The sequence below is a fragment of the Angustibacter sp. McL0619 genome (genome assembly GCF_049994355.1).
GTDB lineage: Bacteria > Actinomycetota > Actinomycetes > Actinomycetales > Angustibacteraceae > Angustibacter.
Genome location: NZ_CP188257.1, coordinates 3,825,438 through 3,849,627 on the forward strand (window position 1 = coordinate 3,825,438; position 24,190 = coordinate 3,849,627).

21 protein-coding genes are annotated in these 24,190 nt (G+C 70.4%); 11 read left to right on the forward strand and 10 right to left on the reverse strand.

Annotation, left to right across the window (positions count from 1 at the left end; genetic code table 11):
• Positions 1–143 precede the first annotated feature (143 nt).
• A complete protein-coding gene (locus ACPPVT_RS17735; RefSeq protein WP_426562563.1) occupies positions 144–2,084 on the forward strand; it encodes a hypothetical protein in 1,941 nt (646 codons plus the stop codon).
• A gap of 114 nt (positions 2,085–2,198) precedes the next feature.
• Here ACPPVT_RS17735 and ACPPVT_RS17740 read toward each other — a convergent pair whose 3' ends face one another.
• From ACPPVT_RS17740 to ACPPVT_RS17760, 5 genes are read right to left on the reverse strand one after another with little or no spacing between them, the layout of a single operon-like run.
• Positions 2,199–3,236, reverse strand: a complete 1,038-nt coding sequence (locus tag ACPPVT_RS17740) for an ABC transporter ATP-binding protein (protein ID WP_426562565.1) — start codon at positions 3,234–3,236, stop codon at positions 2,199–2,201.
• The gene (locus ACPPVT_RS17745; protein WP_426562567.1) at positions 3,233–4,201 is read right to left on the reverse strand and encodes an ABC transporter ATP-binding protein; all 969 of its coding nucleotides are present in this window, start codon (positions 4,199–4,201) and stop codon (positions 3,233–3,235) included. Before ACPPVT_RS17745 ends, ACPPVT_RS17740 begins: the two co-directional genes overlap by 4 nt.
• Positions 4,201–5,121 (reverse strand): ABC transporter permease, encoded by a 921-nt coding sequence (locus ACPPVT_RS17750; RefSeq protein WP_426562569.1) that lies wholly within the window; start codon positions 5,119–5,121, stop codon positions 4,201–4,203. Before ACPPVT_RS17750 ends, ACPPVT_RS17745 begins: the two co-directional genes overlap by 1 nt.
• Complete coding sequence (locus ACPPVT_RS17755; protein ID WP_426562571.1) at positions 5,118–6,146, reverse strand: ABC transporter permease; 1,029 nt, start codon at positions 6,144–6,146, stop codon at positions 5,118–5,120. The genes ACPPVT_RS17750 and ACPPVT_RS17755 overlap by 4 nt, the downstream gene beginning before the upstream one ends.
• Positions 6,143–7,939 (reverse strand): ABC transporter substrate-binding protein, encoded by a 1,797-nt coding sequence (locus ACPPVT_RS17760; RefSeq protein WP_426567197.1) that lies wholly within the window; start codon positions 7,937–7,939, stop codon positions 6,143–6,145. The genes ACPPVT_RS17755 and ACPPVT_RS17760 overlap by 4 nt, the downstream gene beginning before the upstream one ends.
• Positions 7,940–8,014: 75 nt before the next feature.
• On the opposite strand from ACPPVT_RS17760, the gene ACPPVT_RS17765 reads away from it, so the two are divergent.
• The 5 genes from ACPPVT_RS17765 (at position 8,015) to ACPPVT_RS17785 (ending at position 14,672) form a co-directional block, all read left to right on the forward strand.
• Positions 8,015–10,183 (forward strand): S9 family peptidase, encoded by a 2,169-nt coding sequence (locus ACPPVT_RS17765; RefSeq protein WP_426562573.1) that lies wholly within the window; start codon positions 8,015–8,017, stop codon positions 10,181–10,183.
• Positions 10,184–10,187: 4 nt separating this feature from the next.
• Complete coding sequence (locus tag ACPPVT_RS17770; RefSeq protein ID WP_426562575.1) at positions 10,188–11,408, forward strand: aminomethyltransferase family protein; 1,221 nt, start codon at positions 10,188–10,190, stop codon at positions 11,406–11,408.
• Positions 11,405–13,027 (forward strand): phytoene desaturase family protein, encoded by a 1,623-nt coding sequence (locus ACPPVT_RS17775; RefSeq protein WP_426562577.1) that lies wholly within the window; start codon positions 11,405–11,407, stop codon positions 13,025–13,027. The genes ACPPVT_RS17770 and ACPPVT_RS17775 overlap by 4 nt, the downstream gene beginning before the upstream one ends.
• Positions 13,028–13,102: 75 nt before the next feature.
• Entirely contained in the window at positions 13,103–13,603 is a 501-nt protein-coding gene (locus ACPPVT_RS17780) for a RipA family octameric membrane protein (protein ID WP_426562579.1), read from the forward strand.
• Positions 13,604–13,616: 13 nt separating this feature from the next.
• Positions 13,617–14,672 carry a toll/interleukin-1 receptor domain-containing protein gene (locus tag ACPPVT_RS17785; RefSeq protein WP_426562581.1) on the forward strand — a complete coding sequence of 352 codons (1,056 nt, stop codon included), beginning with the start codon at positions 13,617–13,619 and terminating at the stop codon, positions 14,670–14,672.
• 15 nt (positions 14,673–14,687) lie between these two features.
• On the opposite strand, the gene ACPPVT_RS17790 is transcribed toward ACPPVT_RS17785, so the two are convergent.
• The 5 genes from ACPPVT_RS17790 to ACPPVT_RS17810 form a co-directional block, all read right to left on the reverse strand.
• On the reverse strand, positions 14,688–16,232 hold the full coding sequence (locus tag ACPPVT_RS17790) for an alpha/beta hydrolase (RefSeq protein ID WP_426562583.1): 1,545 nt from the start codon (positions 16,230–16,232) through the stop codon (positions 14,688–14,690).
• A gap of 83 nt (positions 16,233–16,315) precedes the next feature.
• A complete protein-coding gene (locus ACPPVT_RS17795; RefSeq protein WP_426562585.1) occupies positions 16,316–16,741 on the reverse strand; it encodes a DUF1810 domain-containing protein in 426 nt (141 codons plus the stop codon).
• A 24-nt stretch (positions 16,742–16,765) separates the two neighbouring features.
• Positions 16,766–17,260, reverse strand: a complete 495-nt coding sequence (locus ACPPVT_RS17800; RefSeq protein ID WP_426562587.1) for a hypothetical protein — start codon at positions 17,258–17,260, stop codon at positions 16,766–16,768.
• Positions 17,261–17,373: 113 nt separating this feature from the next.
• On the reverse strand, positions 17,374–18,195 hold the full coding sequence (locus ACPPVT_RS17805) for an IclR family transcriptional regulator domain-containing protein (RefSeq protein ID WP_426562589.1): 822 nt from the start codon (positions 18,193–18,195) through the stop codon (positions 17,374–17,376).
• A gap of 8 nt (positions 18,196–18,203) precedes the next feature.
• Entirely contained in the window at positions 18,204–19,625 is a 1,422-nt protein-coding gene (locus ACPPVT_RS17810; protein WP_426567198.1) for an amidohydrolase family protein, read from the reverse strand.
• 345 nt (positions 19,626–19,970) lie between these two features.
• Here ACPPVT_RS17810 and ACPPVT_RS17815 point away from each other — a divergent pair, with 345 nt between their 5' ends.
• The 5 genes from ACPPVT_RS17815 to ACPPVT_RS17835 are packed head-to-tail and all read left to right on the forward strand — an operon-like array spanning position 19,971 to position 24,180.
• Positions 19,971–21,164 (forward strand): CaiB/BaiF CoA transferase family protein, encoded by a 1,194-nt coding sequence (locus ACPPVT_RS17815; RefSeq protein WP_426562591.1) that lies wholly within the window; start codon positions 19,971–19,973, stop codon positions 21,162–21,164.
• The gene (locus ACPPVT_RS17820) at positions 21,157–21,996 is read left to right on the forward strand and encodes a citryl-CoA lyase (RefSeq protein ID WP_426562593.1); all 840 of its coding nucleotides are present in this window, start codon (positions 21,157–21,159) and stop codon (positions 21,994–21,996) included. Before ACPPVT_RS17815 ends, ACPPVT_RS17820 begins: the two co-directional genes overlap by 8 nt.
• A complete protein-coding gene (locus tag ACPPVT_RS17825; RefSeq protein WP_426562595.1) occupies positions 21,996–22,859 on the forward strand; it encodes an extradiol ring-cleavage dioxygenase in 864 nt (287 codons plus the stop codon). Before ACPPVT_RS17820 ends, ACPPVT_RS17825 begins: the two co-directional genes overlap by 1 nt.
• Positions 22,856–23,218, forward strand: coding sequence for a hypothetical protein (locus ACPPVT_RS17830; RefSeq protein ID WP_426562596.1), 363 nt, complete (start codon positions 22,856–22,858; stop codon positions 23,216–23,218). Before ACPPVT_RS17825 ends, ACPPVT_RS17830 begins: the two co-directional genes overlap by 4 nt.
• 2 nt (positions 23,219–23,220) lie before the next feature.
• Positions 23,221–24,180, forward strand: a complete 960-nt coding sequence (locus ACPPVT_RS17835; RefSeq protein ID WP_426562598.1) for a zinc-binding dehydrogenase — start codon at positions 23,221–23,223, stop codon at positions 24,178–24,180.
• Positions 24,181–24,190 lie beyond the last annotated feature (10 nt).

The window sequence follows — 24,190 nt, forward strand, 5'->3', positions numbered from 1 at the left end:
ATTCCGTTTTGTCGCGAGGTCACCCACGGTACGAAAGAGGTGACGCTATTCGCACTAGTAGTGGGTGCCGGCGAGGAGTACTTTCAGCCCGAGCGTGCGTCCCGGGGTGGGGGCCGCGGCCACATTTCCGAAGGGACCGCGTCATGCATCGAGCCCTATTGCACACCCAGAAAATGAGTCGGCGAATTGCCATCACCGTTCCGCTCGCGGCATTGGCCGCAGTGGCACTGCCGGGCGCCGCCGTCTGGGCATCGGCGAGCACTGCCACGATCTCCTCGGCGGGTCCGCTGACCTCCATCGCGATCACCAGCGACCTGAACTGCGCGGTCAACCACACCGGAGACGTGGACGGAGAGTGGTTCGGGAACACGGCGTGCGGCACCTTGCTCGCCGTTGGTGGAACTCTGTACGGCCCGGCGAGCATTCCGGCCGGGGGCTCCGCCGCGCCTCGAACGACGTGGACCGAGGTGAGCCAGTCCGCAGTGGCCGGCGCCGGAACAAATGCCAGTCCATATCGCATAACGACCGTCGTGGCCGCAGGTGCGAGCGGTATTACCTTGACCCAGCGGGACAGTTATGTCGTCGGCGAGGAGTCGTACACGACGGACATTTCGCTGAATAACGGCTCGGCTACGCCGAAAGGGGTTGTTGTTTACCGCGCCGGTGACTGTTTCCTGCAGAACTCGGACTTCGGATTCGGCATTCACGACCCAGCCACCGGGGCCATCACCTGCACCACGAGCCTCGCCCCGGGCAGCCGCATCGAGCAGATGCTGCCGCTGACAACCGGCAGCAGCTACCTCGAGGACTTCTTCGCCACGGTGTGGGGCGCCGTCGGCTCACAGGCCTCGCTCCCGAACACCTGCCAGTGCAGCAGCGACATCGACAACGGGCTGGGGCTGTCCTGGAGCACCACGCTGGCGGCCGGCGCGACGGCGACGTACTCGTCCTTGGTGACGTTCTCGCCACTGGGCCGCCAGCCGTTGACCCTGACCAAGACCGCGGATGCGGCGTCGGTGACCGCCGGCGGTCAGGACGGATACACCATCACGGTGTCCAACCCGAACAGCGCCGCGGTGACGGTGGGCTCGGTCGTCGACACCCTGCCGGCGGGCTTCACGTACCGGGCCGGCACCACATCGGGTGCCACCACGGCTGACCCCTCGATCTCGGGCCAGAGCCTGACCTGGGGTCCCATCACCGCCCCGGCCGGCGGAAGCGCGAGCATCCACTTCGGGGTCGACGTCTCGACGACCCCGGGCACGTACACCAACAGCGTCGACGGCGCGGCCACCGGCTACACCGTCGCCGCCACCGGACCCACGGCTCCGATCACCGTCACACCCGGTGCCGTGAAGTCCCCGATCGGCGTGACCAAGACGGCTGACGCGAGCACAGCCACGGCCGGATCTCAGGACGGGTACACCGTCACCCTCACGAACCCCAACAGCTCCGGCGTGTCGGTGAGCACCCTGACCGACGCACTGCCGGCGGGATTCACCTACGTGACGGGCTCGACCACAGGTGCCACGACGGCCAACCCAGGCATCGTCGGGCAGAACCTCACCTGGGGCCCGCTCTCGGTGCCGGCCTCCGGTACGGCGAGCATCCACTTCTCGGTGCACGTCTCAACCACGCCGGGCACGTACACCAACAACGTCACCGGGACCGCGGCCGACGGCTACACGGTCACTCCCAGCGGGGCGGTGGCACCGATCACCGTGACCCCGGTGGCCGTCAACCACGCCATCACCGGTGACGGCACGCTGCGCCCGGCATCGGGTGGCAACCTCACGACGTTCCGGTTCTCGGTCACCAAGACGGGCACCGTCGTGAGCGGGTCGGCGACCGTGATCTCGCCCAAGGGCACCTTCACGAGCACCTCGGCCACCACGCTGACCGTCTCCGGCCACGTGGGGACGGCGACCCTGAACGGCACGTGGAAGGGGCTGCCCGGTTACGTCCTGACCATCAAGGCGACAGACGGTTCACCGGACGTGCTGACGCTGAGGGTCAAGAAGGGCTCGACCAAGACGTTCGCGGTGAACAACGAACTGACGTCCGGAAGCCTGACGGTCTCGTAGCCGCACTGCGAGAGAACGACGAAGCCGGTCGGGCTGCAGGAGTTCTGCAGCCCGACCGGCTCGCGTTCGCCCGGCCCGCTGCTCAGTTGCTCAGTCGGTCAGTTGGCCAGCTGGTCAGCGACCGTCGCTCTGGAGACTGAGCACGGCGTCGAGATGGCACGCGACGGCATGCTCGCTGCCCGAGCCGAGCACCGGCAGCGGCACGTTCAGGCAGTTCTCGACCACCCCCGCCCGGGCCGCTGTCCCGTCCGCCACCATCGGGCAGCGCGGGTGGAACCGGCAGCCCGCCGGGATGTGCGTCGGGTCCGGGATGTCGCCGCGCAGCACGACCGGCTCCACATCGTCGATCTCCGGCACCACCGACAGCAAAGCCTTGGTGTACGGGTGCCGGGGCGCCTCGAGCACCTGCTCGGTCGTCCCGAACTCGACCACCCGGCCGAGGTACATCACCGCGATCCGGTCCGCGATGTTCCAGGCCAGGCCCAGGTCGTGGGTGACGACGACGATCCCGACGCCGAGCTCCTCGCGCAGCTTCAGCAGCAGCGCCAGGATCTCGCCGCGGATGGAGGCGTCCAGCGACGACACCGGCTCGTCGGCGATCAGCAGCTCGGGGCGCAGCGCCAGCGCGCCCGCGATCAGCACCCGCTGCTTCTGCCCGCCGGACAGCTCGTGCGGGTAGCGCAGGAACAGCCGCTCCGGCGGCCGCAGCCCCGACTCTGACAGCGCCGCGGCGACCAGCTCCGGCTCGGTACGACCCGGCGCGTCGGAGGACCGCTTGTGCAGCCTGATGCCCTCAGCGACCGACTCGTAGACGGTCTGGCGCGGGTTCAGCGACCCGGAGGCGTCCTGCAGCACCATCTGCACGCGGCTGCGGAACTTGCGCAGGCCCCGCCCGGAGTAGTCCAGCGGCTGACCGTCCACCAGGACCTGCCCGGCGCTGGGTCGCTGCAGCCCGACCAGGGTGCGGGCCAGCGTCGTCTTGCCCGACCCGGACTCCCCGACCAACGCGATGATCTCGCCGTGGCCGATGGCGAGGTCCACGCCGTCCAGCGCGCGGGCGACGGCGCCCGCGCGGGTGCCGAAGTCCACCCGGACGCCGCGTGCCTCCAGCAGCGGCGCCTTCGGCTGGCCCTGGCCCAGTGACTGGCTCACGACTCACCCACCCGGATGCACGCGGCCGCACGGTCCCCCGCGAACTCGAGCAGCAACGGTTCGGCCTGCGTGCAGGCGTCCTTCGCGCGCGGGCAGCGGGGCTCGAACGGGCAGCCCGGCGGTAGGTCCCGAGGGTCCGGCGGGTCGCCCGCCAACCCGGCCGGCGTGTAGCGCGCCGCCGGGTCGCCGACCCGCGGGAACGCGTCAGAGAGGGCCTTGGAGTAGGGATGCAGCGGCGCGGCGAACACCTCGTCCGCCGTACCGCGCTCGACCACCTTGCCGGCATACATCACGGCCACCCGGTCGCAGACCGACGCGAGCACCGACAGGTCGTGGCTGATGATCAGCAGCCCGACGCCCAGATCGCGGACCAGCTCAGAGAGCAGGTCGAGGATCTGGGCCTGGACCATCACGTCCAGCGCGGTGGTGGGCTCGTCCGCCACGATCAGGCTCGGCCGGCAGGCCAGCGCCATTGCGATCATCACCCGCTGGCGCTGACCGCCGGACAGCTGGTGCGGGTACGCGCGGCGCCGGGTCGCCGGCAGGCCGACCTGGGCCAGCAGCTCCTCGACGCGCTCCTGCGTCTCCTGCACGGACAGGCCGGGCTCGTGCACCTGGATCGGCTCGGCGATCTGGTCGCCGACCCGGTGCACCGGGTTCAGCGAGTGCAACGCGCCCTGGAACACGATGGACGCCTCGCCCCAGCGCACCGCACGGAGGTCGCCCCAGGCCATGGTCAGCACGTCGGCGCCGGAGACCCGCACCTCACCGCTGACCTCGGCGTCCTTGGGCTGCAACCGAAGTACCGTGCTGACCAGCGTCGACTTGCCGCAGCCCGACTCGCCCGCGACGCCGACGACCTCACCAGCCCGCACGGTCAGCGCGATGCCGCGGACCGCAGGGAGCAGCCCCTCCTCGGTCCGGTAGGCGACCGCCAGGTCGCTGATCTCGAGCAGGTCGCTCATCAGCGGCTCCGCAGTCGTGGGTTGAAGACCTCTTCGAGGGCCTGGCCGATCAGGGTGAAGGCCAGCACCACCAGCACCACGCAGACACCGGGCGGCACGATGTACCACCAGGCACCGGTGGTGATCGCACCGACGGAGAACGCCGCCTCGAGCATCGAGCCCCAGGACACCCGGGTCGGGTCGCCCAGGCCGAGGAAGCTGAGAGTCGTCTCGGACAGGATCGCGATCGCGACGGTCAGCGTCGTGTTCGCGAACACCATCGGCATCACGTTCGGCAGGATGTGCCGGGACATCTGCCGCCAGCGTCCGGCGCCGAGCACGCGGGCGCGCTCGAGGTACGGGCGTTCCTTGACCGACAGCGCCTGGCTGCGGATCAGCATCGCCGTCCCCGGCCAGCTGGTCACGCCGATCACGATGGCGATGTTCAGCAGCGAACGGCCCAGCACGCTGGCCAGCACCAGTGCCAGCGGCAGGAACGGCAGCACCACGAACCACTCGGTGAGCCGGAACAGCATTGCGGCCGGCCAGCCCTCGAAGAAGCCGGACATCAGGCCGACCAGCGTTCCGATCACCATGGAGATGAGCGTCGCGGTCAGCCCGACCGCGAGCGAGACGCGAGCGCCCCAGATCAGCAGCGTGAGGATGGACCGCCCGTTCTCGTCGGTACCCAGCGGGTAGCCGGCGGACGGCGGCTGCAGGACCCCACCGGTGGCCTGCGTCACCGACAGCCCGCTCTCCGGCGCGAGCACCGGGGCGAGGATGGCGACCAGCACGAAGATGGTCAGGACGATCAGACCCAGCATCCCAGAACGACTGTGGCGGAAGGTGTTCCACGCCCGGCGCCAGGACTGCGCGCGACGGCGTCGGGCGAGCCGTCGGGCGCTCACCCGCGGGGCCTGGGTCTCCTGGACGGCGCTCACGTGCGCACCCGCGGGTCCAGCAGGCCGTACATGAGGTTGACCACGAGGTTGGCCAGGATGACGGCGCCGGACGCGATCAGGAAGGTGCCCTGCAGCACCCAGAAGTCGGGGATGGTCAGCGCCTCGCTGGTCAGCAGGCCGAGGCCGGGGATGGAGAAGATCGTCTCGATCGTGATGGCACCCGAGACGATGAAGCCGATGTTCAGCGCCGAGATGGTCAGCGTCGGCAGCAGCGCGTTGCGCACCGCGTGCCGGCGGCGCACCTGGACGTCGCGCAGACCCTTCGCCCGCGCGGTGACCAGGTAGTCCTCGCCGATCTCGTCCAGCAACGAGGAGCGCATGACCAGCGAGTAGTCGGCCAGGTAGGCCAGGGTCAGTGTGATCACCGGCAGGGTCAGGTGCCACGCGGTGTCCAGCACACCCTTGAGGCTGTTCGGGTCCACCCCGATCGTGTGCAGGCCACCGGTCGGGAACAGTCCCGGGATCGGTCCGACTCCCACCGCGAAGACGGCGATCAGCAGCAGCCCGAGCCACCACTCGGGCATCGAATAAAGGGTCAGGGTCGAGCCGGTCGTCGACCGGTCGAAGAAGCTGCCGCGGTTCCACCCGCCCTTGATCCCGATCCAGACGCCGATGATGATCGCGAAGATCGTCGAGCTGCCGACCAGCAGCACCGTGGGCCACATCCGGTCCATGATCAGGTTGGACACCGGCACCCGGTAGCGCAGCGACGTGCCCAGCTGGCCGGTGAACGTGTTTTTCAGGAAGGTCACGAACTGCTGGGGCAGCGACTGGTCCAGACCGTAGGTGTGCCGGAACGCCGCCATCTGCTCCGGCGTCTTGAACCGCTCCCGGCCCAGCGTGCGTGCCGGGTCACCGGGCAGCACGCGGAACAGGAAGAAGTTCACCAGTAGGACGAAGAACAGGCTGCCCAGCGAACCGAGCACCTTCGACCCGACGTAGCGGCCGTAGCTGCGTCGGCGGACGACCGGGGTCGGCGCGACCCCGGAGTCGAGAAGGGTCACTCGCGCTCGCCTGCCGTGGAGCGCCTCCGGAGCGCCACGACCGTCCCGCCTCCGAGCAGCAGCAGGACCACGACGCCGATGCCGATCCAGACGCCGGTGTTGCTGCTGCTCGCTGAGTCGCCGCTGGTGGCCGACGGGTTGGCCCCGATGGCCGACGTCACGCCGTCGCAGTCGCCGGCCTGGGCGGCCGGGCGCAGCGAGCTGTAGTTGTGCGCGCCGTACTGGACGAGCATGACGCCGCCCGGGTCGGGCTGCGGCTGGAAGCAGGCGAACCGGTCGGTCCGCACGGCCTCGCCGATCGTCGTGTACGCGGTCACCAGGTACGGTGACTCGTTGAACAGCAGCTCCTGCATCTGCTTGACGATCGCGGTCCGCTTGGTCTTGTCCATCTCCCGGTTCTGCTGCTTGTACATGTCGTCGTACTGCTGGTTGCAGTACCAGGAGTCGGAGGATCCACCGCGCTGGTCGCAGGTCATGTCGGACAGGATCGAGTCCGGGTCGGGCTCGACGTACCAGTCCCACTGGAAGGCGTCGTAGTCGCCGGACAGGATCACGTCACCGAGCTTGCCGGTGTCCATCGCGGTCACCTCGGCCTTGATGCCGACCTGGCCGAGCCACTCCTTGAAGAAGTCCATGGTGTTGACCGACGCCTGCGAGGAGCTGCGGGCGAACAGCCGCATGGTCTTGAGCGGCTTGCCCTGCGGGTCGGTCCGCTGACCGTCCGCGCCCTTCTTGTAGCCGGCCTGGTCGAGCTCCTGGCCGGCCTTGGCGAGGTCGAAGGTGAATGCCTGCGACGCCGGGACGTCCCAGTGGTAGTTGTCGTAGGCGGTCGGGATGATCGTGTCGCCCGGCAGCGCCGCACCCTGGTAGGCATTCTGCACGATGCGCTTGGTGTCCACCGCGTAGCCCAGCGCGTGCCGGAACTTGGGGTCCTTCAGCGCCGCCATGCCGTCGCCGATCGGCTTCTTGGTGTCGGTGTCGATCGCCCCGGTGTTGAAGCCGATCTCCTCGAACAGCGGTGAGATGCCGTTGCGCGCGGTGATCCCCGGCTTGCCCTGCAGCGCCTTGATCTGCAGCGGCGGGATGTCTTCGACGAAGTCCACCTCGCCCTTGATCAGTGCCTGCACGGCCGGGTCGTCCGTCTTGAACACCCGGTAGTCGACCTCGTCGACGTGCGGCGTGCCGTTCCAGTAGTCGGGGTTCTTGGTGAACCGGAAGGTCGAGCCGCCCGCCGTGCCCTCGATCAGCCGGAAGGGTCCAGAGCCGATGACCGGCTTTCCCGGCTTCGGCTCGGCCGGGTAGGTAGCCATCTGCTTCTCGGTGATGTCCTTCCAGATGTGCTCGGGCACGATCGGGATCGGCAGCAGCGGCAGGACGGCGTTGGGCTGGGACAGCTTCAGCACGACGGTCTGCGGCTCCGGTGCGGTCGCCGAGGTCACCGAGCTCAGGTACGAGGACCAGTTGGTCGACTCGGTCTCACCCTTGAGCACCCGGGTGAACGTGAACGCGACGTCGGCCGCGGTCAGCGGCTGACCGTCCGACCACTTCACGCCGTCCCGCACGTGGAAGGTCCAGGTCAGGCCGTCGGCGGAGGTGTCCCAGGACTTCGCCAGGCCCGGTTCGGGCGACATGTCCTTCATCGAGTAGTTGACCAGGTAGTCGTAGGTCAGTGCCCACATCTCGTAGGAGTTCGCCTCCACGCCGAGGAACGGGTTCAGCGAGTCCACGTCGCCGGTGAGGGCCACGGTGAACGTCGACTTGGCCGGCGTGGTGGCCCCGGCGGCCGGCTGCATCGCGGCCGGTACGAGCAACGCGCCGGCCACCAGAGCGAGGGCAGAGGCCGCTCGCACGGGGGTACGGTGCGCGCTGTGACCAGTCCCCCGCAGCCGCGCCGGCAGCCGCACGAGCACACCGAGCACGCGGTCGAACGCCCGGATCCGTACCACTGGATGCGCGACCTCGACTCTGCCGAGGTGCTGGCTCACCTCGGTGCCGAGCTCGCTTGGTACGAACTTGCTACCGGACATCTGGGCTCCCTCGTGGAGACGCTGCGCTCGGAGATGGTGCGTCGGGTACCCGCTACTGACCGGTCGGTCAATTGGAGGTATCGAGGGACTTCCTACTACACGGTCCTGCCTGCGGGAAGGGAGTACACGCAACTGATGCGCGATTTCAACACCACGGGTGCAGGGGAACTGTCGGAGTCGCCGGTCCAGGAGCAGGAACTCGACGAAATCCACGGCTCTGGGGAGGTCCTGCTGGACGCCAACCTGCTGGCCGAGGAGGCCGGGTCGGGGTACGTCGAGCTCGGGCTCACCCTGGTCAGCCCGGACGGCGGCCTGCTGGCCTACTCGGTCGACACAGACGGCGACGAGGTGTACCAGCTGCGCTTCCGCGACCTGAGCACGGGCGAGGACCTGGCCGACCGGGTTCCCCGCTCCTACTACGGCGGGGCCTGGAGCGCTGACTCGGCCGCGTTCCTTTACACCGTGCACGACGAGGCCTACCGGCCCTACGAGGTGCGCCGGCACGTCATCGGCACGGCGGCCGAGCAGGACACCCTGGTCCTGGCCGAGCCGGACCCACGGTTCGAGATCAACGTGCGGACCTGCCGAAGCGGGCGCCTCGTGGTGCTCTGGTCGGCCAGCCGGGACACGAGCGAGGTCTGGGTGCTGGACGTCGACGCCACCGACGCCGTCCCGCGTTCGGTCGGCGGTCGCCGTCCGGGCGTGGAGTACCACGCCGAGCACGCCGTGCTGCCGGACGGCGAGGCCCTGCTGCTGGTCACCAATGACGGGGCCAGCGAGTTCCGGCTGGCCCGCTGCCCGGTGCCGCGCGAGGCCGACCAGGACCACCAGGACTGGCAACCCGTGCTGGCCGAGGACCCGGCCACCCGGCTGGAGCGGGTGGACGCGTTCGCCACGCACGTGGTGCTCAGCCTGCGCACCGCCGGCGAGCACCGGCTGCGCGTCCTGCCGGTCGACTCGCTGCCTGCCGGAGCGAGCGCGGGCGCCGGCCGTGACGTCGTCCCGCAGTTCGCGGCCGGCACGGTCACGCTCGGTCACAACCAGGAGTTCACCGCCTCCGCGTTCGCCGTGGTCGACCAGTCCTACGTGCACCCGCCGGTCTCGTCGGACGTCGACCTGGCCACCGGCGAGCGGGTCGAGCGGCACCGCCAGCAGGCCCCGGGCCACGACCCGGAGCAATACGTGAGCGAGACCCGCGCGTTCGCGTCCGCGGACGGCACCGACGTCCCGGTGACGATCGTGCACCACCGGGACACGTCGTTGGACGGCACCGCCCCGGCGCTGCTGTACGCCTACGGCGCGTACGAGTACACCTTCGAGCCGGACTGGGACCCCGCACTGCCGAGCCTGCTGGACCGCGGCGTGGTGTTCGCCCACGCGCACGTCCGGGGCGGCGGTGAGGGCGGGCGCAAGTGGTGGCTGGACGGCCGGCTGGGCAACAAGCAGCACACCTTCGACGACCACGTCGCGGTGGCCGACGGACTGGCCGGGCTGGTGGACGGCGACCGGCTGGCCACCCGCGGACTGAGCGCCGGCGGGCTGCTGCAGGGCGTCGTCTTCAGCCAGCGGCCGCAGCGCTGGCGGGCCGTGGTGGCCGAGGTGCCGTTCGTCGACGTGGTCAGCACGATGTTCGACGCGGACATCCCGCTGACCGTGAACGAGTGGGACGAGTGGGGTGACCCGCGCCGCAAGGACGAGTTCGACTGGCTGCTGGCCTACTCGCCGTACGACAACCTGCCGCCGGCGGGCAACCGTCCGGACCTGCTGGTCACCGGCGCCCTGCACGACCCGAGGGTGATGGTGTGGGAGCCCGCCAAGTGGGTGGCCGCCCTGCGGCACGGCGACCCCGCCTGGGGGCCGCGCTGCCTGTTCCGCTGCCAGACCGGTGCGGGTGCGCACGCCGGGCCGTCCGGGCGGTTCGCGCATCTCGGCTACGAGGCCGAGGTGTACTCCTGGGTGCTCGATCGGCTGCAGGTTACTGACGCGCTGGTCAGTAAGAGCCTAGGCTGACCCGGTGATCAGGACCACGCCGTTCCACCCGCGGCTCAGCCAGCTCAACACGCAGGGGCTGTACACGCACTGGCAGGGCTACCTGTCGGCCATGCGGTACAGCCACGCGCCCAAGCACGAGTACTTCGCCGTGCGCAACGGGGTCGGGCTGTTCGACACCTCCCCGCTGTTCAAGTACCGGATCTACGGCCCGGACGCCGAGCGCCTGCTGGCGGGGCTGCTCGTGCGCGACATCCGCACCTGCCGACCGGGCCGCGCGCAGTACACCCTGTGGTGCGACGAGCGCGGGTTCGTGATGGAGGACGGCGTCGTGTTCCGGCACTCGGACAACGACTTCCTGCTCACTGCCGCCCGGCCCAACCTGGGCTGGCTCGCCGGGCACGCCAGCGGCCTGCGGGTCGGCTTCGAGGACGTCTCGGACGCCTACGGCGTGCTGGCCGTCCAAGGCCCGCGCTCCCGGGCGGCGCTGGCCGCGCTGCTGCCGGCGGTGGACTCGCTCGCCTTCATGGAGCACACGCCGGCCAAGGTCGCCTCGGCCGCCGTCACGTTGTCCCGCACCGGCTACACCGGCGACCTCGGCTTCGAGGTGACCGTCGGCGCGGACGACGCCCTGGACGTCCTGGACGCCGTGCTCGAGGCCGGCAAGGCGCACAGCCTGCGCCCGTATGGCGAGGAGGCGATGACGATGCTGCGGATCGAGGCCGGCCTGCCGCTGGTCGACGTCGAGTGGCACAACAGCCGCCTCGCCTTCACCGACCACGAGCGGGTCACGCCGACCGAGCTGGGCATGGGGTGGATGCTGCGCGGGCTGCAGGACGACGACCGCTCGTTCATCGGCGGCGCGGCGATCCGTCGCGAGCTGGCCGGACGCACCTCGCGATGGGCCGCTGTCTCGGTCGTCGTCGACTGGCAGGAGTGGGACTCGCTGTACCGCGACGCCGGCCTGCTGCCGCCGAAGAACGAGAACCCACTGCCGTACGAGTCGATGCTGTACGACGACGACGGCGGCGCACAGGTCGGCTACGTCACCAGCTTCATGTACTCGCCGGTGCTGCAGCGCCACATCGGACTGGCCCGGGTGCGCCCGCACCTGGCGCCCAGCGCCGGCTCGCCCGGCGGGTCCGTACGGATGGAGCTGGCGATCCAGCACCACAACACCACCGTCGCGGCGCGCACGGCGAAGATGCCCCTGTTCAACCCCCCGAGGAAGACGGCCAAGCCATGACGACCGCCAGCTCGACGACCGCCGGCCCGAGCGGCGACCGCTCGACCTACGACGCCATCGTGGTCGGTGGCGGCCACAACGGGCTGGTCAACGCCGGCTACCTGGCCAAGGCCGGTCTGCGCACGCTGGTGCTGGAGCGCCGCGGCCTGGTCGGTGGCGCGGCGATCACCGAGGAGCTGGTGCCGGGCTTCTCCTTCACCACGTTCTCCTACGCGCTGAGCCTGCTGCGCCCGCAGATCATCGCCGAGCTCGACCTCGTGCAGCACGGGTTCATGCCACTGATGATGCCGTCCTCGTTCCACCCCACCGGGGACGGCGACTACCTGCTGTTCGGCGACGACCACGGCCAGAACATCCAGGAGATCCGTCGGCACTCACCGCGGGACGCCGACAGCTACGACCGCTACCACCACGACCTGGACCGCGTCGTCCAGGCGGTGCGACCGCTGTTCGACAACCCCCCGCCCAACCTGTTCGGCAAGGACCCGCAGGATCAGGCCGACGTCGGCTGGCTGCTGGACCACCTCGGCGGCATCGAGCAGAAGGTGGTCCACGACGTGGTGCGGCTGCTCACCGGTAGCGCCTCGGACTGGCTCGAGGACTACTTCGTGCACGAGGCGGTCAAGGGTTACCACGCGTCGTCCAGCGTGATCGGCTCGAAGGTCGGCCCGATGTCACCGGGGTCCGGGCTCGTGCTGCTGTTCCACAAGATGGGCGAGCACGACGGGCACCTCGGCTCGTGGGCCTTCCACAAGGGCGGCAACGGCGGCTTCACCCAGGTGCTGGCCCGGGCGGCCGAGTCGTTCGGCGCGGAGATCCGGGTCGATGCACCGGTCAGCTCGGTGCTCACCCACGAGGGGCGCGCTGTCGGGGTCGCCCTCGAGGACGGCACCGAGCTGCGGGCGCCGGTCGTGGTGTCCGCGCTCGACCCGCGCCGCACGTTCCTCGAGCTGGTCAACCCGCGCGAGCTGCCGGCGGACCTGGTGGACAACATCGAGCGGATGAAGTTCCGCGGCGTGTCTGCGAAGGTCAACTTCGCCCTCGACGGACTGCCGGTCTTCCCCGCCCTGCGGGACACCACCGATCACTACGGCGGCTTCCTGAACCTCGGCCCGACCATCGAGTACGTCGAGCGCGCCTTCGACGCCAGCAAGTACGGCTGGTACAGCGAGCGGCCCTACATCGACGCCTCGATCCAGTCGATGGTCGACCCGGACATGGCCCCGCCCGGCAAGCACGTCATGTCGTGCTTCGTGCAGTACGCGCCGTACGAGCTCAAGGGCAGCGACTGGGACACCGAGCGCGAACCCTTCGCGGACAAGGCGCAGGCGGTGCTGGAGTCGCACTTCCCGGGCTTCGGCGACCTGGTGCTGCACCGCGAGGTCGTCACGCCTCTGGACATCGAGCGGGTCACCGGGCTCACCGAGGGCAACATCTTCGCCGGCGAGTTCCTGGCGCCACAGATGTACTTCTTCCGGCCCGCCCCGGGGTGGAGCCAGTACGCCACGCCGATCGACGGCTACTACCAGTGCGGCTCGGGCACTCACCCCGGTGGCTGCGTGATCGGGGCACCCGGCAAGCTCGCCAGCCAGCGGATTCTGCGCGACCTGCGCGAGTAAGCCTGGAACACTCGGACCATCGCGACCTGCAGCACGACCTTCGTGCGGCCGTTCGCGAGGTCGGGAGGGGGTCCGATGGCGCTGGAGGATCGGCTCTGGAACGAGGACGCCCTGGCGCGCTACGGCGGTGACCGGGCGGCCCAGCAGGGCGCGTTGCTCGAGCAGTACAAGCTGTACGTCGAGATGGCCGACCGGGTCAGCCAGCGACGAGGGCTGACCAACACGTTCTTCCTCACCCTGAACACCGCGATCTTCGCCCTGGTCGCCGCTCTGCGGTCCGGCCGACCCGAACAGCCCTGGTGGCTGGCGTTCCCGCTGACCGCGTTGCTCGGCCAGTGCCTCGCCTGGTTCTGGCTCGTCCGTTCGTACCGGCTGCTCAACACGGCCAAGTACGAGGTGGTGAGGCTGCTCGAGACCCGGCTGCCGGCGTCCCCCTACGCGCGAGGCGAGTGGCGTGCCCTCGATGAGGGCAAGGGTCTGCGGCGGTACTGGCCGCTCACGTACATCGAGACCTGTATCCCGATCCTGTTCGCGCTGACCTACCTGGCGGCCTTCGTGGCTGTGCTGTCCGCGTAGGCAGGGGGCGAACGTGAAGCGCCGGGCTCTGACGGTGTTCGTCAGCTACCGCCGCAGCGACGTCAGCGGCTATGCCGGCCGGATCACCGACGCCTTGGGGGCGGCGCTGGGCAGGGCGAACGTGTTCCAGGACGTCGCGACGATCGTCCCGGGGGTCGACTTCCCCGAGGAGGTGGACGGCTGGCTGGCTCGCTCGGACGCACTGCTGGCGATCATCGGACCCGGCTGGCTCGGTGCTCTCACCGCGGAGGGTGAGCGCCGGCTTTTCCAGGCGGACGACCTGGTCCGGATGGAGGTCGCGCACGGGCTGCGCTCGGACGTCCGGGTCGTGCCGGTGCTGGTCGGCGGAGCCGCCCTGCCCAGCGCCGCGGAGCTGCCGCAGGACCTGAAGGAGCTGGCGACCCGGCAGGCCATCACGCTGCGGGACGACACTTTCCACCAGGACGTCGAGCGGCTGCTGCGGTCGTTGCGCGGCGAGCCGAGCCTTGCACCACAGGGGCTGCGCGGCCGTCGCGCCCGGCTCGGCGTCGCGGCCGGGCTCGTCGCGCTCGCCCTCGCCGCCGGTGGGAGCGCCTGGTGGTACGTGCAGAACCAGCGCGACGACGGATCGAACGCCGACCCGGGCGGCTGCCCCTCGACGTCCGGCACCGACTGGCACGACATCGACGTCGTCGCAGACCGGACCGTGGACCTGTCCGACGGCACGGCCGGCTCGCTAGCCTTCTCGGCCAGATCAGCGCGCTGGCGACCGGCCACGGACGGGCAGTGGCTCGTCGTCTTGGACACGCAGATGCTCAACAACACCAACGACTCCCACGCTCACGCGTACTACTACTACGAGAACCTTCGGGTGGCCCGTCACCCCTTCAAGGTCTACTGCTTCGACAAGCCGTCGACCGACGCGGGAAAGCAGGAGGCCGTCGATGCGCGGGTCGGCTTCTACGTGACCTGCCAACCGGTTGGCCTGATGGAGGTCGTGCTGCAGAACGAGCAGGTGGACAGCGAGGTGCTCGCCTTCACCAGCTCCACTGAGCCGGCGGAGTGCCAGGCGGCCAGTCCCGCGGGCTGAACCCGGGCGGGTGAGCTAGTTCTGGTAGACGGTTCCGGGTGGCGGTGTCCTCCCGGTCACGAGGTAGCGGTCGATCGCGTCGCGGGTGCGGCTGGGTCCGTGCGTCAGGTACGTCGTGTGACCGTCGCCGGCCCGAGTCACCAGCACGCTGGTGCGCAGCTCCGTGGCCATCTGCTGGGCCCACACGTACTGCGTCGACGGGTCGTGGGTGGCGTTGACCAGCAGGATCGGCGGCGTGCCGGTGACCTCGATCGGCGCGGGCGGGTTGGTCGCGGGAGCCGGCCAGCCGAGGCAGCCGGCCAGGATGGTCCAGGACTGGCTGGCGCCGCGCAGCCGCGGCGACAGCAGCTGCCCGAAAGCCTCGTAGCGCTGCATGTCGGCGAACGTGTGGATCGGGTCGGGCCAGTCCAGGCACTCGACGGCCAGACCCCCGGCGTTCATCGCGCCGTCGTCCGGCGCCGAGGCCAGGGGCATCGAGAACCCGCTGGCATCCCCGGCCGCGGCCTGGGCCAGCGCCACCGCGAGGTCGTTCCAGCCGTCGGGGGCGATGAACGGGATCGGGGTCTTGAACAGCAGCAACCCCTGCGTGTTGAACCGGATGTCGTCCCCGGTGACCTCGGGGCGGCAGCCGTTGGTTGCGCAGCCCGAGGCCGGGATCGGGTGCTGGTCCGCGGTGGCGACGACCCGGTCGAACAGCGGCAGCACGGGACGCCCGTGCAGGGCGCAGCTCGCCGTCTGGTCGCACCAGCGCGCGAAGCGCTTCAGCTCGATGTCGTAGCCCGTCTCCTCGTCGGCGAACAGCGTGGTGGCAGGCAGCGAGTGCACCAGCGCACCGTCCAGCGCCATGGTGCGGATGCGGTGCGGGTACAGGTCGGCGTAGGTCTCACCGAGCTGGGTGCCGTACGAGAGGCCGAGGTAGTTGAGCTTGCCTTCACCGAGCGCTTGCCGCAGGGCCTCGATGTCCTTGGCCGCGCTCAGGGTGTCCACGTGCTCCAGCAGCGGACCGGTCAGCCGTCGGCAGCTCTCGCCGAACGCCCGGTTGTGCGCCACCAGCCGGCGGAACCCAGCCTCGGTCTTCGGGAAGAGCGAAACCCGCGCGTTGAACACGGCCGGGTCGCACTTGACCGGGTTGCTGAGCCCGACCCCGCGCGGGTCGAGGCCGATCAGGTCGAAGTGCCGACGGACCCCTGCGGAGAAGAACCCGGCGCCGATCGACTCGCCGTAGACGATCTCGGTGCCGGACCCACCCGGGCCGCCTGGGTTGAACACCAGGCTGCCCACCCGCGGTCCGCCGACGGCGGGCAGCCGGTCGACCGTGACGACCGTCTTGGCGCCGCCCGGGTGGGCGTAGTCAAGCGGCACCGCGACGGACGCGCACTGCAGCTCGGCCGGTGCGTCCGGGAACGGGCACGGCGTCCAGTGCAGCTGTTGGGCTGCAACAGGTGCGGAGCGAGCGGCCGCGGCCGGTCCTGCTCCGGTGGTGACCACCGAGGCGATCGCCAGCACAAGAGCCAACCCGACCGCCACGGCCGTCGGGACAGCTGGCCGGTACGTCCGCATTCTGCGCTGCTGTGGCATCGTCTGTTCCCCCGTCGTGAGACCGTTGCCGAGCCTTCGCCGGTATGCCCGGTTTGTCAACGCCCTCACAGGCGCGCGGTCGTGGCCGCGTCGGGTCGACCGTCGTAGTACTGCTCGAGCACCAGGTCGAACACCGGTTGCTGCGCAGCCACCGCGGCGAACAAGGTCATCGACGAGCGGACCTTCAGCGCGTCGATGCCCCCCAGGACGGCCACGGGGTCGTGGCCCGGCAGGGCGGTCAGCGCCCGAGCGCACTCCAGCAGCCGCGGCCCGAGCACCGGGTGGTCCAGGTACGCGGCGGCCTCCGGGGAGCCGCTGATCGCATACTCCTGCGCCATCGGGCTGTGGCCCAGGCCGGCGATCTGGGGGAAGACGAACCAGACCCAGTGCGAGCGCTTGCCGCCCGCACGCAGCTCGCGCAGCGCCTGGTCATAGGTGCCGCCGCCATCCTGGGCGTCGACGAAACGCTGCAGCCTGAATGGATCTGCCACGGTGGCCCCTCCAGGCGCGCTGCCTCAGCGCTCCACCCGATCGTCCATCGCCCGAGCGTCCATCGCCCGAGCGTCCATCGCCCGCTCGTCAGTCACCCGATCGTCGGTCACCCGATCGTCGGTCACCCGATCGTCGGTCACCCGCTCGTCGGTCACCCGCTCGTCGGTCACCGTGGCCGGGTCGACCTCGTCCGCCCGGCGCAGCTGCTCCTCCTGCTCCCCACGGGCCGAAGCGGCCTCCTCCTGTCGTGACTGCGCGTCCGCCTGCAGCTGAGCCGCCTGGGCCGCCTTGACGTCCGCCTCCGCCTGGGCCTGACGGGCCCGCGCGTCGACCTCGGCCGCTGCGGCCTCACGGCGCTGCACCTCGACCTCATGAGCCTGCGCCTGCTCGCGCAGCGCCTGCGCCTCCCGGCTTCGCCGGACTGCCTGGCGTCGACGCGACATCGCGAGGAACACCGCGACGACCACCGCGACCACCACGACCGCGATGACGATCCAAAGAACGGTCGACCCGTCCATCACTGCTCTCCTGACCTAGCCGGTCCCCTGCTTGTCTCGATGGAAGCGGCAGCAGGGGGTTTCGGCAACTCGGGGCCGGACGGGCCAGCTCGGAACGGACTCCAGCGGCGCCCTCACGCGCGCTGCTGGCTGCCGGGCTTGACCTCGACGTGCGGACGGGACTGCCACAGCGCCCACTCCGCGCTGACCTCCCCCGCCGTGTGCAGCAGCTTGGGCAGGTGCTCACGCAGCAGCAGCTGGGTGGAGGTCTCGGCGGCGTGCACCGTCACGTTCATGGCCGCCCGGACGACGCCCGCGCCGTCCCGCACCGGAACGGCGATCGACCGGACGCCGGGTGCGAGCTCCTCGTCGGCCAGCGCCCACCCCCTGGCCCGCACCTGGATCAGCTCCTCGTGCAGGTGCTGCGACGACCGGCCGATGTAGGGCGGCAGCGCGGACCGGCTGGGCACGGCGAGGGCGACGGCCAGCTCGTCCGGCGGCAGCGCAGCCAACAGCACCTTGCCCTGGGACGTCGGGACCGCTGGGAAGCGGGTGCCGATCTCGACCCGCAGCGCGATCAGCTTCGGCACCGAGACCCGGGCGACGTAGACGATGTCCGAACCGTCGAGCTGGGCCATCGACGACGACTCGCCGGTGCTGGCGACCAGCTCCTGCAGGTGCGGGCGAGCGATGTCCCACATGCCCTGCGAGGCGATGTAGGCCATCCCGAGTGAGAGCACCCGCGGGGTCGGCTCGAACGCGCCGTCCACCGAGCGGACGAAACCCAGCTCCTCCAACGTCTTCAGCAGCCGGCGAGCCGTCGGGCGAGCCAGGCCGGCGTTCGCCGCGACCTCGCTCAGGGACAACCGACGGTGGTCCACGTCGAAGCAGGCCAGGATGTCCAGCCCGCGGGCCAGCGCCTCGACGAAGTCAGGACCCGTCCCCCGTCCCGCCATCTGACGGCTCAGCTCCCGTCGTCCGCGGTCAGGCCGAACACGCTGCCGCGCGCCTGGTGCGTGCTGTCGGACTTGTAGGCCGTGTATTGGTAGGGGTTGTCCAGCACCTCGTCGTGCGGTAGGTCGGGGTTCATGCCGCCGGCCCAGGCGTCCGCACCGAGGGTGGAACGCAGGTACTCGACCGTGTCCTGCACCTGCCCGCGCACGGCGGCCAGGTCGGCACCGACGAGCCGGTGCTGGTACTTGACCACCCGGCCGTCCACCAGCACCGTGTGCACGTCGCCGCGCTGCGCCTGGAAGGCGATGTGGCCGTAGGGGTTCAGCAGCGGGAACGACACCGGCGAGGCGTCGTTCTTGATCAGCACGACGTCCGCCTTCTTGCCTGGCTGCAGGCTGCCCAGGTCGTCGCGACCGAGCGCGGCAGCGCCGCCGCGGGTGGCCCACTGCACGACGTGCTCGGCGCGCAGGTGCACGTTGGTCACCGTGTCGCCCTTGATGTGCGCCTCCAGGTGCTCGCGCGAGCGGTCCGCGCCGAGCGTGGTCCGCATGGCAGAGAACAGATCTCCACTCCACCAGACGCTGGTGTCCATCGAGAGCGACACCGGGATGTCGTGCCGGCGGACCTGCCAGGTGGGCGGGTAGCCCTGGCCGGCGCTCTGCTCGGACTCGGTGGACACCGAGATGCTGCCACCGGTCGCGGCGATGCGGTGGTAGGAGTCGGGCTCCAGGGTCGCCGCGTGCACATAGACGTTCTCCGGTGTCATGAATCCGTTCTCGTGCATCAGCTTGATGCCCGCGTCGTTGGTCGCACCCCAGACGCCGGCGTGGGTCGTGACCGGCAGGCCGAGCTCGCGGGCCACCTCGAAGGCGGCACGCTCGGGGAACTCCGGGTCGCCCGTGACGTCGAAGGCGAGCTGGAAGCCGAGCATGTCGCCGGCCCCGGTGCGCCGCCGCTCCAGGAAGGACTGCACGGACTTGTCCGCGGTCCACTCCCACGGAGCGGCCTGGATGTTGCCGTAGGCCAGCACGAACCGGCCCGGCACCGCCTGCAGCGCGTCGACGGCCGCCTCGGCGTGGTCCACGCTCTGCAAGCCGTGCGACCAGTCGACCGTGGTGGTGACCCCGGCCTCCAGCGCGTCCCAGGCCGAGACCAGGTTGCCGGCGTGCACGTCCTGCGGGCGGAACACCTTGCCGTGCTCGAGGTAGTACCAGACGAAGTACTGGGTCAGCGTCCAGTCCGCGCCGTAGCCGCGCATCGCGGTCTGCCACATGTGCCGGTGGGTGTCGATCATGCCTGGCATGACGATGCCGCCGGTCGCGTCGATCTCGAAGGTGCCGTCCGGGACGTCGAGGGCCGCGCCGACCGCAGCCACCCGGTCGTCCACCACCAGCACGTCGGCGTTCTCGAGCACCGTGCCCGCGTCGTCCATGGTCAGGACCGTCCCGCCGCGCAGCACGACCGGGCGACCCGGCTCGGGCGACGACACCTCGATGTGCACGTTCGACACAGCTTCCTCCGTTGGCAGCTCGGCGCATCGGACGACTGTCCGCTCAGCGGTCGCACTCACCATGATCCCGGGCCGAGACGCTGTCAACCCCCTCCCCACTTGTGGCGAGGTATCGGGGTCTCGGAGCCTGCTGAGGCACCGATACCTCGCCACAAGTGGGGATGTGCGGTGGGGGTTCTCCGGCCTTGACAGTGGGAGGAGCGCCAACGCAGACTCGAGAGCGATTGACGGACGAGTGTCCGCATCGCGGCGAAGGGATGCGACCGAATGGCCAGGCAGGCGATTGGTGGCACGCACCCGGCGGCGACCGGACCGTTGGCCGGGCTGCTGGTCGCCGACTTCTCCCGGATCCTGGCCGGTCCCTACGCGACGATGCTGCTCGCCGACCTCGGGGCCGACGTGATCAAGGTCGAGGGGCCGGCCGGCGACGACACCCGCGGGTGGGTGCCGCCGGTGCGCGACGGCGTCTCCACCTACTTCCTCGGCGTCAACCGCGGCAAGCGCTCCATCGCCCTGGACCTGCGCGACGAGCAGGACGCCCGGCTGGCCCGCGAGCTGGCCAGGCGGGCCGACATCCTGATCGAGAACTTCAAGCCGGGCGGCCTGGCGAAGTACGGCCTGGACTACCCATCGGTGCGCCAGAGCAACCCCGCAGTGGTCTACAGCTCGATCAGCGGGTTCGGTTCCGGTGCAGGGCGCGAGGTGCCCGGCTACGACCTGATGGTGCAGGCCATGAGCGGGCTGATGAGTCTGACCGGCGACCCGAGCGGGCCACCGTACCGGGCCGGCATCTCGGTGTTCGACGTGATGGCCGGCAACCACGCCGTCATCGGGATCCTCGCAGCGCTGCGACACCGGGAGGCCACGGGTGAGGGGCAGCTGGTCGAGGTGAACCTGCTGTCCTCGGCGCTGACCGGGCTGGTCAACCACAGCTCCGCCTACGTCGCCGGCGGCGTGGTGCCGTTCCGGATGGGCAACGCCCACCCCAGCGTCTTCCCGTACGAGCCGCTGCCCACCGCGGACGACGACCTGATCATCGCCGCGGCCAACGACGGCCAGTTCCGCAAGCTCTGCGCGGTGCTCGGTATCCCGGACGTCGCGGAGGACCCGCGCTACGCACGGAACGCGGAGCGCACCACCAACCGCGACGAGCTGCGCACCGTGCTGGTCGAGCAGCTCAAGAGGCGGCCGGCCCTGGAGTGGTTCGACCTGCTGGTCGAGGCGGGTGTGCCGAGCGGCCCGATCCAGACCATCGACGGCGGCTTCGCGATGGCTGAGCGGTTCGAGCTCGACCCGGTGGTGCAGGTCGGCGAGGGCGAGCGGGCCATGCCCACCACCCGGCACCCGGTGCGCCTCTCGCTCACCCCGGCCAGCTACCGGCTGCCGCCGCCCGAGCTGGACGAGCACGGCGAGGAGCTGCGGCAGTGGCTGAGCGCGCCGCCGGACGGCGTCGATGACTGAGCCGCACCCGACGGCGCCCAGCTACCCGACGGCCCTGGGCGCCTCCAGCCGGGACGCCATCACCCTGCTCGGCCAGGACCTGGCGGCCGACGTGATGGGAACGGTCGGCTTCGGTGAGCTGGCTTTCTGGCTGGCCACCCAACGCCGGCCGAGCACCGGAGAGGTCCGGGTGTTCGAGGCAGTGCTCGCCGCCCTGGCCGACCACGGCTTCACCCCGACCGCGATCGTCACCCGGCTCACCTACCTGTCCGCACCGGACTCCGTGCAGGGTGCGCTGGCCGCCGGCCTGCTCGGTGGCGGGTCGCGCTTCCTCGGGGTCACCGAGGACACCGGGCGCTTCCTGCACGACGTGCTGACCGGCCGGGAGGGCACGGCGCCGCAGGACGAGTCCGGCTGGGACGCACTGGCGCTGGAAACCGTTGCAGCGCAACGAGCCACAGGTCGGTTCGTGCCCGGCCTCGGCCACCACGTGCACAAGGACGCCGACCCGCGCACGCCCCGGCTGATGCAGATCGCCCGCGAGGAGGACCTGTTCGGCCCGCACCTGGCCCTGTTCGAGGCGATCGGACGGGTGCACCCGCAGGTGCTGGGTCGCACCCTGCCGCTGAACGGCGCCGGGGTCTGCGGGGCGGCGCTGGCCGACCTCGGACTGCCGCTGGAGCTGCTGCGTGGGTTCGCCCTGCTGGCCCGCACCGCCGGCCTGATCGGCCAGCTGGCCGAGGAGCTGCGCCGGCCCGTGGCGAACGAGATCTTCCTGTCCGTGGACCTGAACAACCGTTCCGTCCCACCGGAGCCGTACGAGCCCGCCGTCGAGAGTGCAGGAGGTTCCTGATGGCCGAGCTGGTCGCCGTCATCGCGTCCACCCACCACCCGTTCTACCTGCGGGCGAGCACCTCGAGCGGGGACGAGCGACCGCCGTTCGCGGACGAGTGGGTGCGCAAGGTCGAGGCCTTCCGCGAGACGCTGACCAAGGCTGAGCCGGACGTCCTGCTGATGATCGGGTCGGACCACTTCCACCAGCTGTGGCTGGACAACATGCCGCAGTTCCTGGTCGGGCACGCCGAGCAGTACGACGCCAACTGGTACAACGAGGAACGCGAGTTCGGCCTGCCGCGGATGCACATGAAGGGCGACCGCGACCTGTCCGGGTACCTGCTGCGCGAGGGTCTGGACGCCGGCTTCGACCTCGCGTTCAGCAACGAGCTGCGGATCGACCACAGCGTGACCTGCCCGATCATCACTTTGCGCCCGCAGAACGACCTGCCGATCGTGCCGATCTACACCAACATCTTCGCCCCGCCGCTGCCGCAGCCGAAGCGCTTCGTGCAGCTCGGGCAGGCGATCCGGCAGATGGTCGAGGCGTGGCCGAGCGACAAGCGGGTGGCGATCATCGGCACCGGTCATCTCTCCCTCGAGCTCGGCGGACCACGCCAGTTCGGCCCGCACGGCCCGGACCCGGAGTTCGACGCCAGGGCCGTCGAGTGGATCGCCTCCGGTGACCTCGAAGGCTGCCTGTCCGAGGTGAGCCTGGACAGCCTGCACGCGCCGGGCAACGCCACCCACGGGTTCATGGACTTCATGCTGATGATGGGAGTCGCCGGCGAGGGCCGCAAGGCCGACTACGTCGACACGCTCGACTTGTTCCACACCATGGAGGCCTACTTCACTTGGTACCCGAACGGAGCGCCGCGATGAGCAAGTACCTGGTGAACAAGTTCCTGTTCACCATCGACCGCGACCCCGAGCTGGTGGAGCGCTACCGCGAGGACCCGCGCGGCACTGTGCAGTGGTGGGAGACCGAGCGGGCCAACCACCTGCTGAGCTGCACCTCCGGCGAGGCGTCCACCTGGCTGGCCTTCGATGCCGCCGAGCGCGAAGCACTCGCCAGCCACGACCACGTCGCCCTGTTCGAGATGGGCGCACACCCGTTCCTGACCCTGACGCTGTTCATCGCGATGTTCGAGCGGGACTTCGACGAGCCCCTGGGCTACCAGCTGCGGTACGGCGAGGCGCTCAAGCACTTCAGCCTGCCCTACACCGACATCACCACCTGAGCATGCGCGGCGCCCAGATCCGCGAGCCAGGCCAGCCACCGACAGTCGGCCACCTGGCTGCACTCGAAGCCGGACCCGACGAGGTGCTGATCGAGGTGATCGCCGCACCCATCACCCCGCTGGACCTGTTGTGCGCCAGCGGGAGGTCGTACTTCGGGGTGCCGCGCACGCCGTACGTGCCGGGCGTGCAAGGGGTCGGCGTAGCCGATGGCCGACTGGTCTGGTTCCCCACCGATGCAGGGATGCGTCCGGTGGACGGAAGCATGTCCGCGTTCGCCGTGGCCCAACGGTCCCAGCTCGTCGCGCTGCCGGCCGGGGCGAACCCGACAACCGTTGCGGCACTGGGACTGTCGGCCGTCGCGGCCTGGATGGCTCTGCGCTGGCGCGGCGGCCTGGCCGTAGGTGAGCAGGTGCTGGTGCTCGGCGCCGGTGGCGCGGTCGGCCAGGCCGCGGTGCAGATCGCCAGGCACGCGGGAGCGCGACGGGTGGTCGCCGCCGCCCGCTCGCTCGAGGCGCAGGCGCGCGCGGCCCAGGCGGGCGCCGACGCCGTCGTGGCGCTGGACACCGACGACGTCGCCGTGCTGGCCGACCGTCTGGCCGAGGCCTGCGAGGGTCCGCTCGACCTGGTCCTGGACCCGCTGTTCGGCCCGGCGGCGGCCGCCGCGACTCGGGTGCTCGGGCCGGGTGGGCGCCTGGTTCACCTCGGCGGGTCGGCGTCGGAGACCGCTCCGATCGACTCCTCGACGCTGCGCAGCAAATCGTTGCGGCTGCTGGGCTATACGAACAATGAGCTCACCGACGACCAGCGCCGCGAGGCGCTCACGGCCGTCGTCGACCTCTCCCTGGCCGGCGGCCTGGAGGTGGTGCACGAGGTGGTCGCGCTGGACGACGTCGCAGACGCCTGGCAGCGGCAGGCCAGCGGGACCAGACACGCGCGTGTCGTGCTGACCCCGCTGACCTGATCGCCAGGGT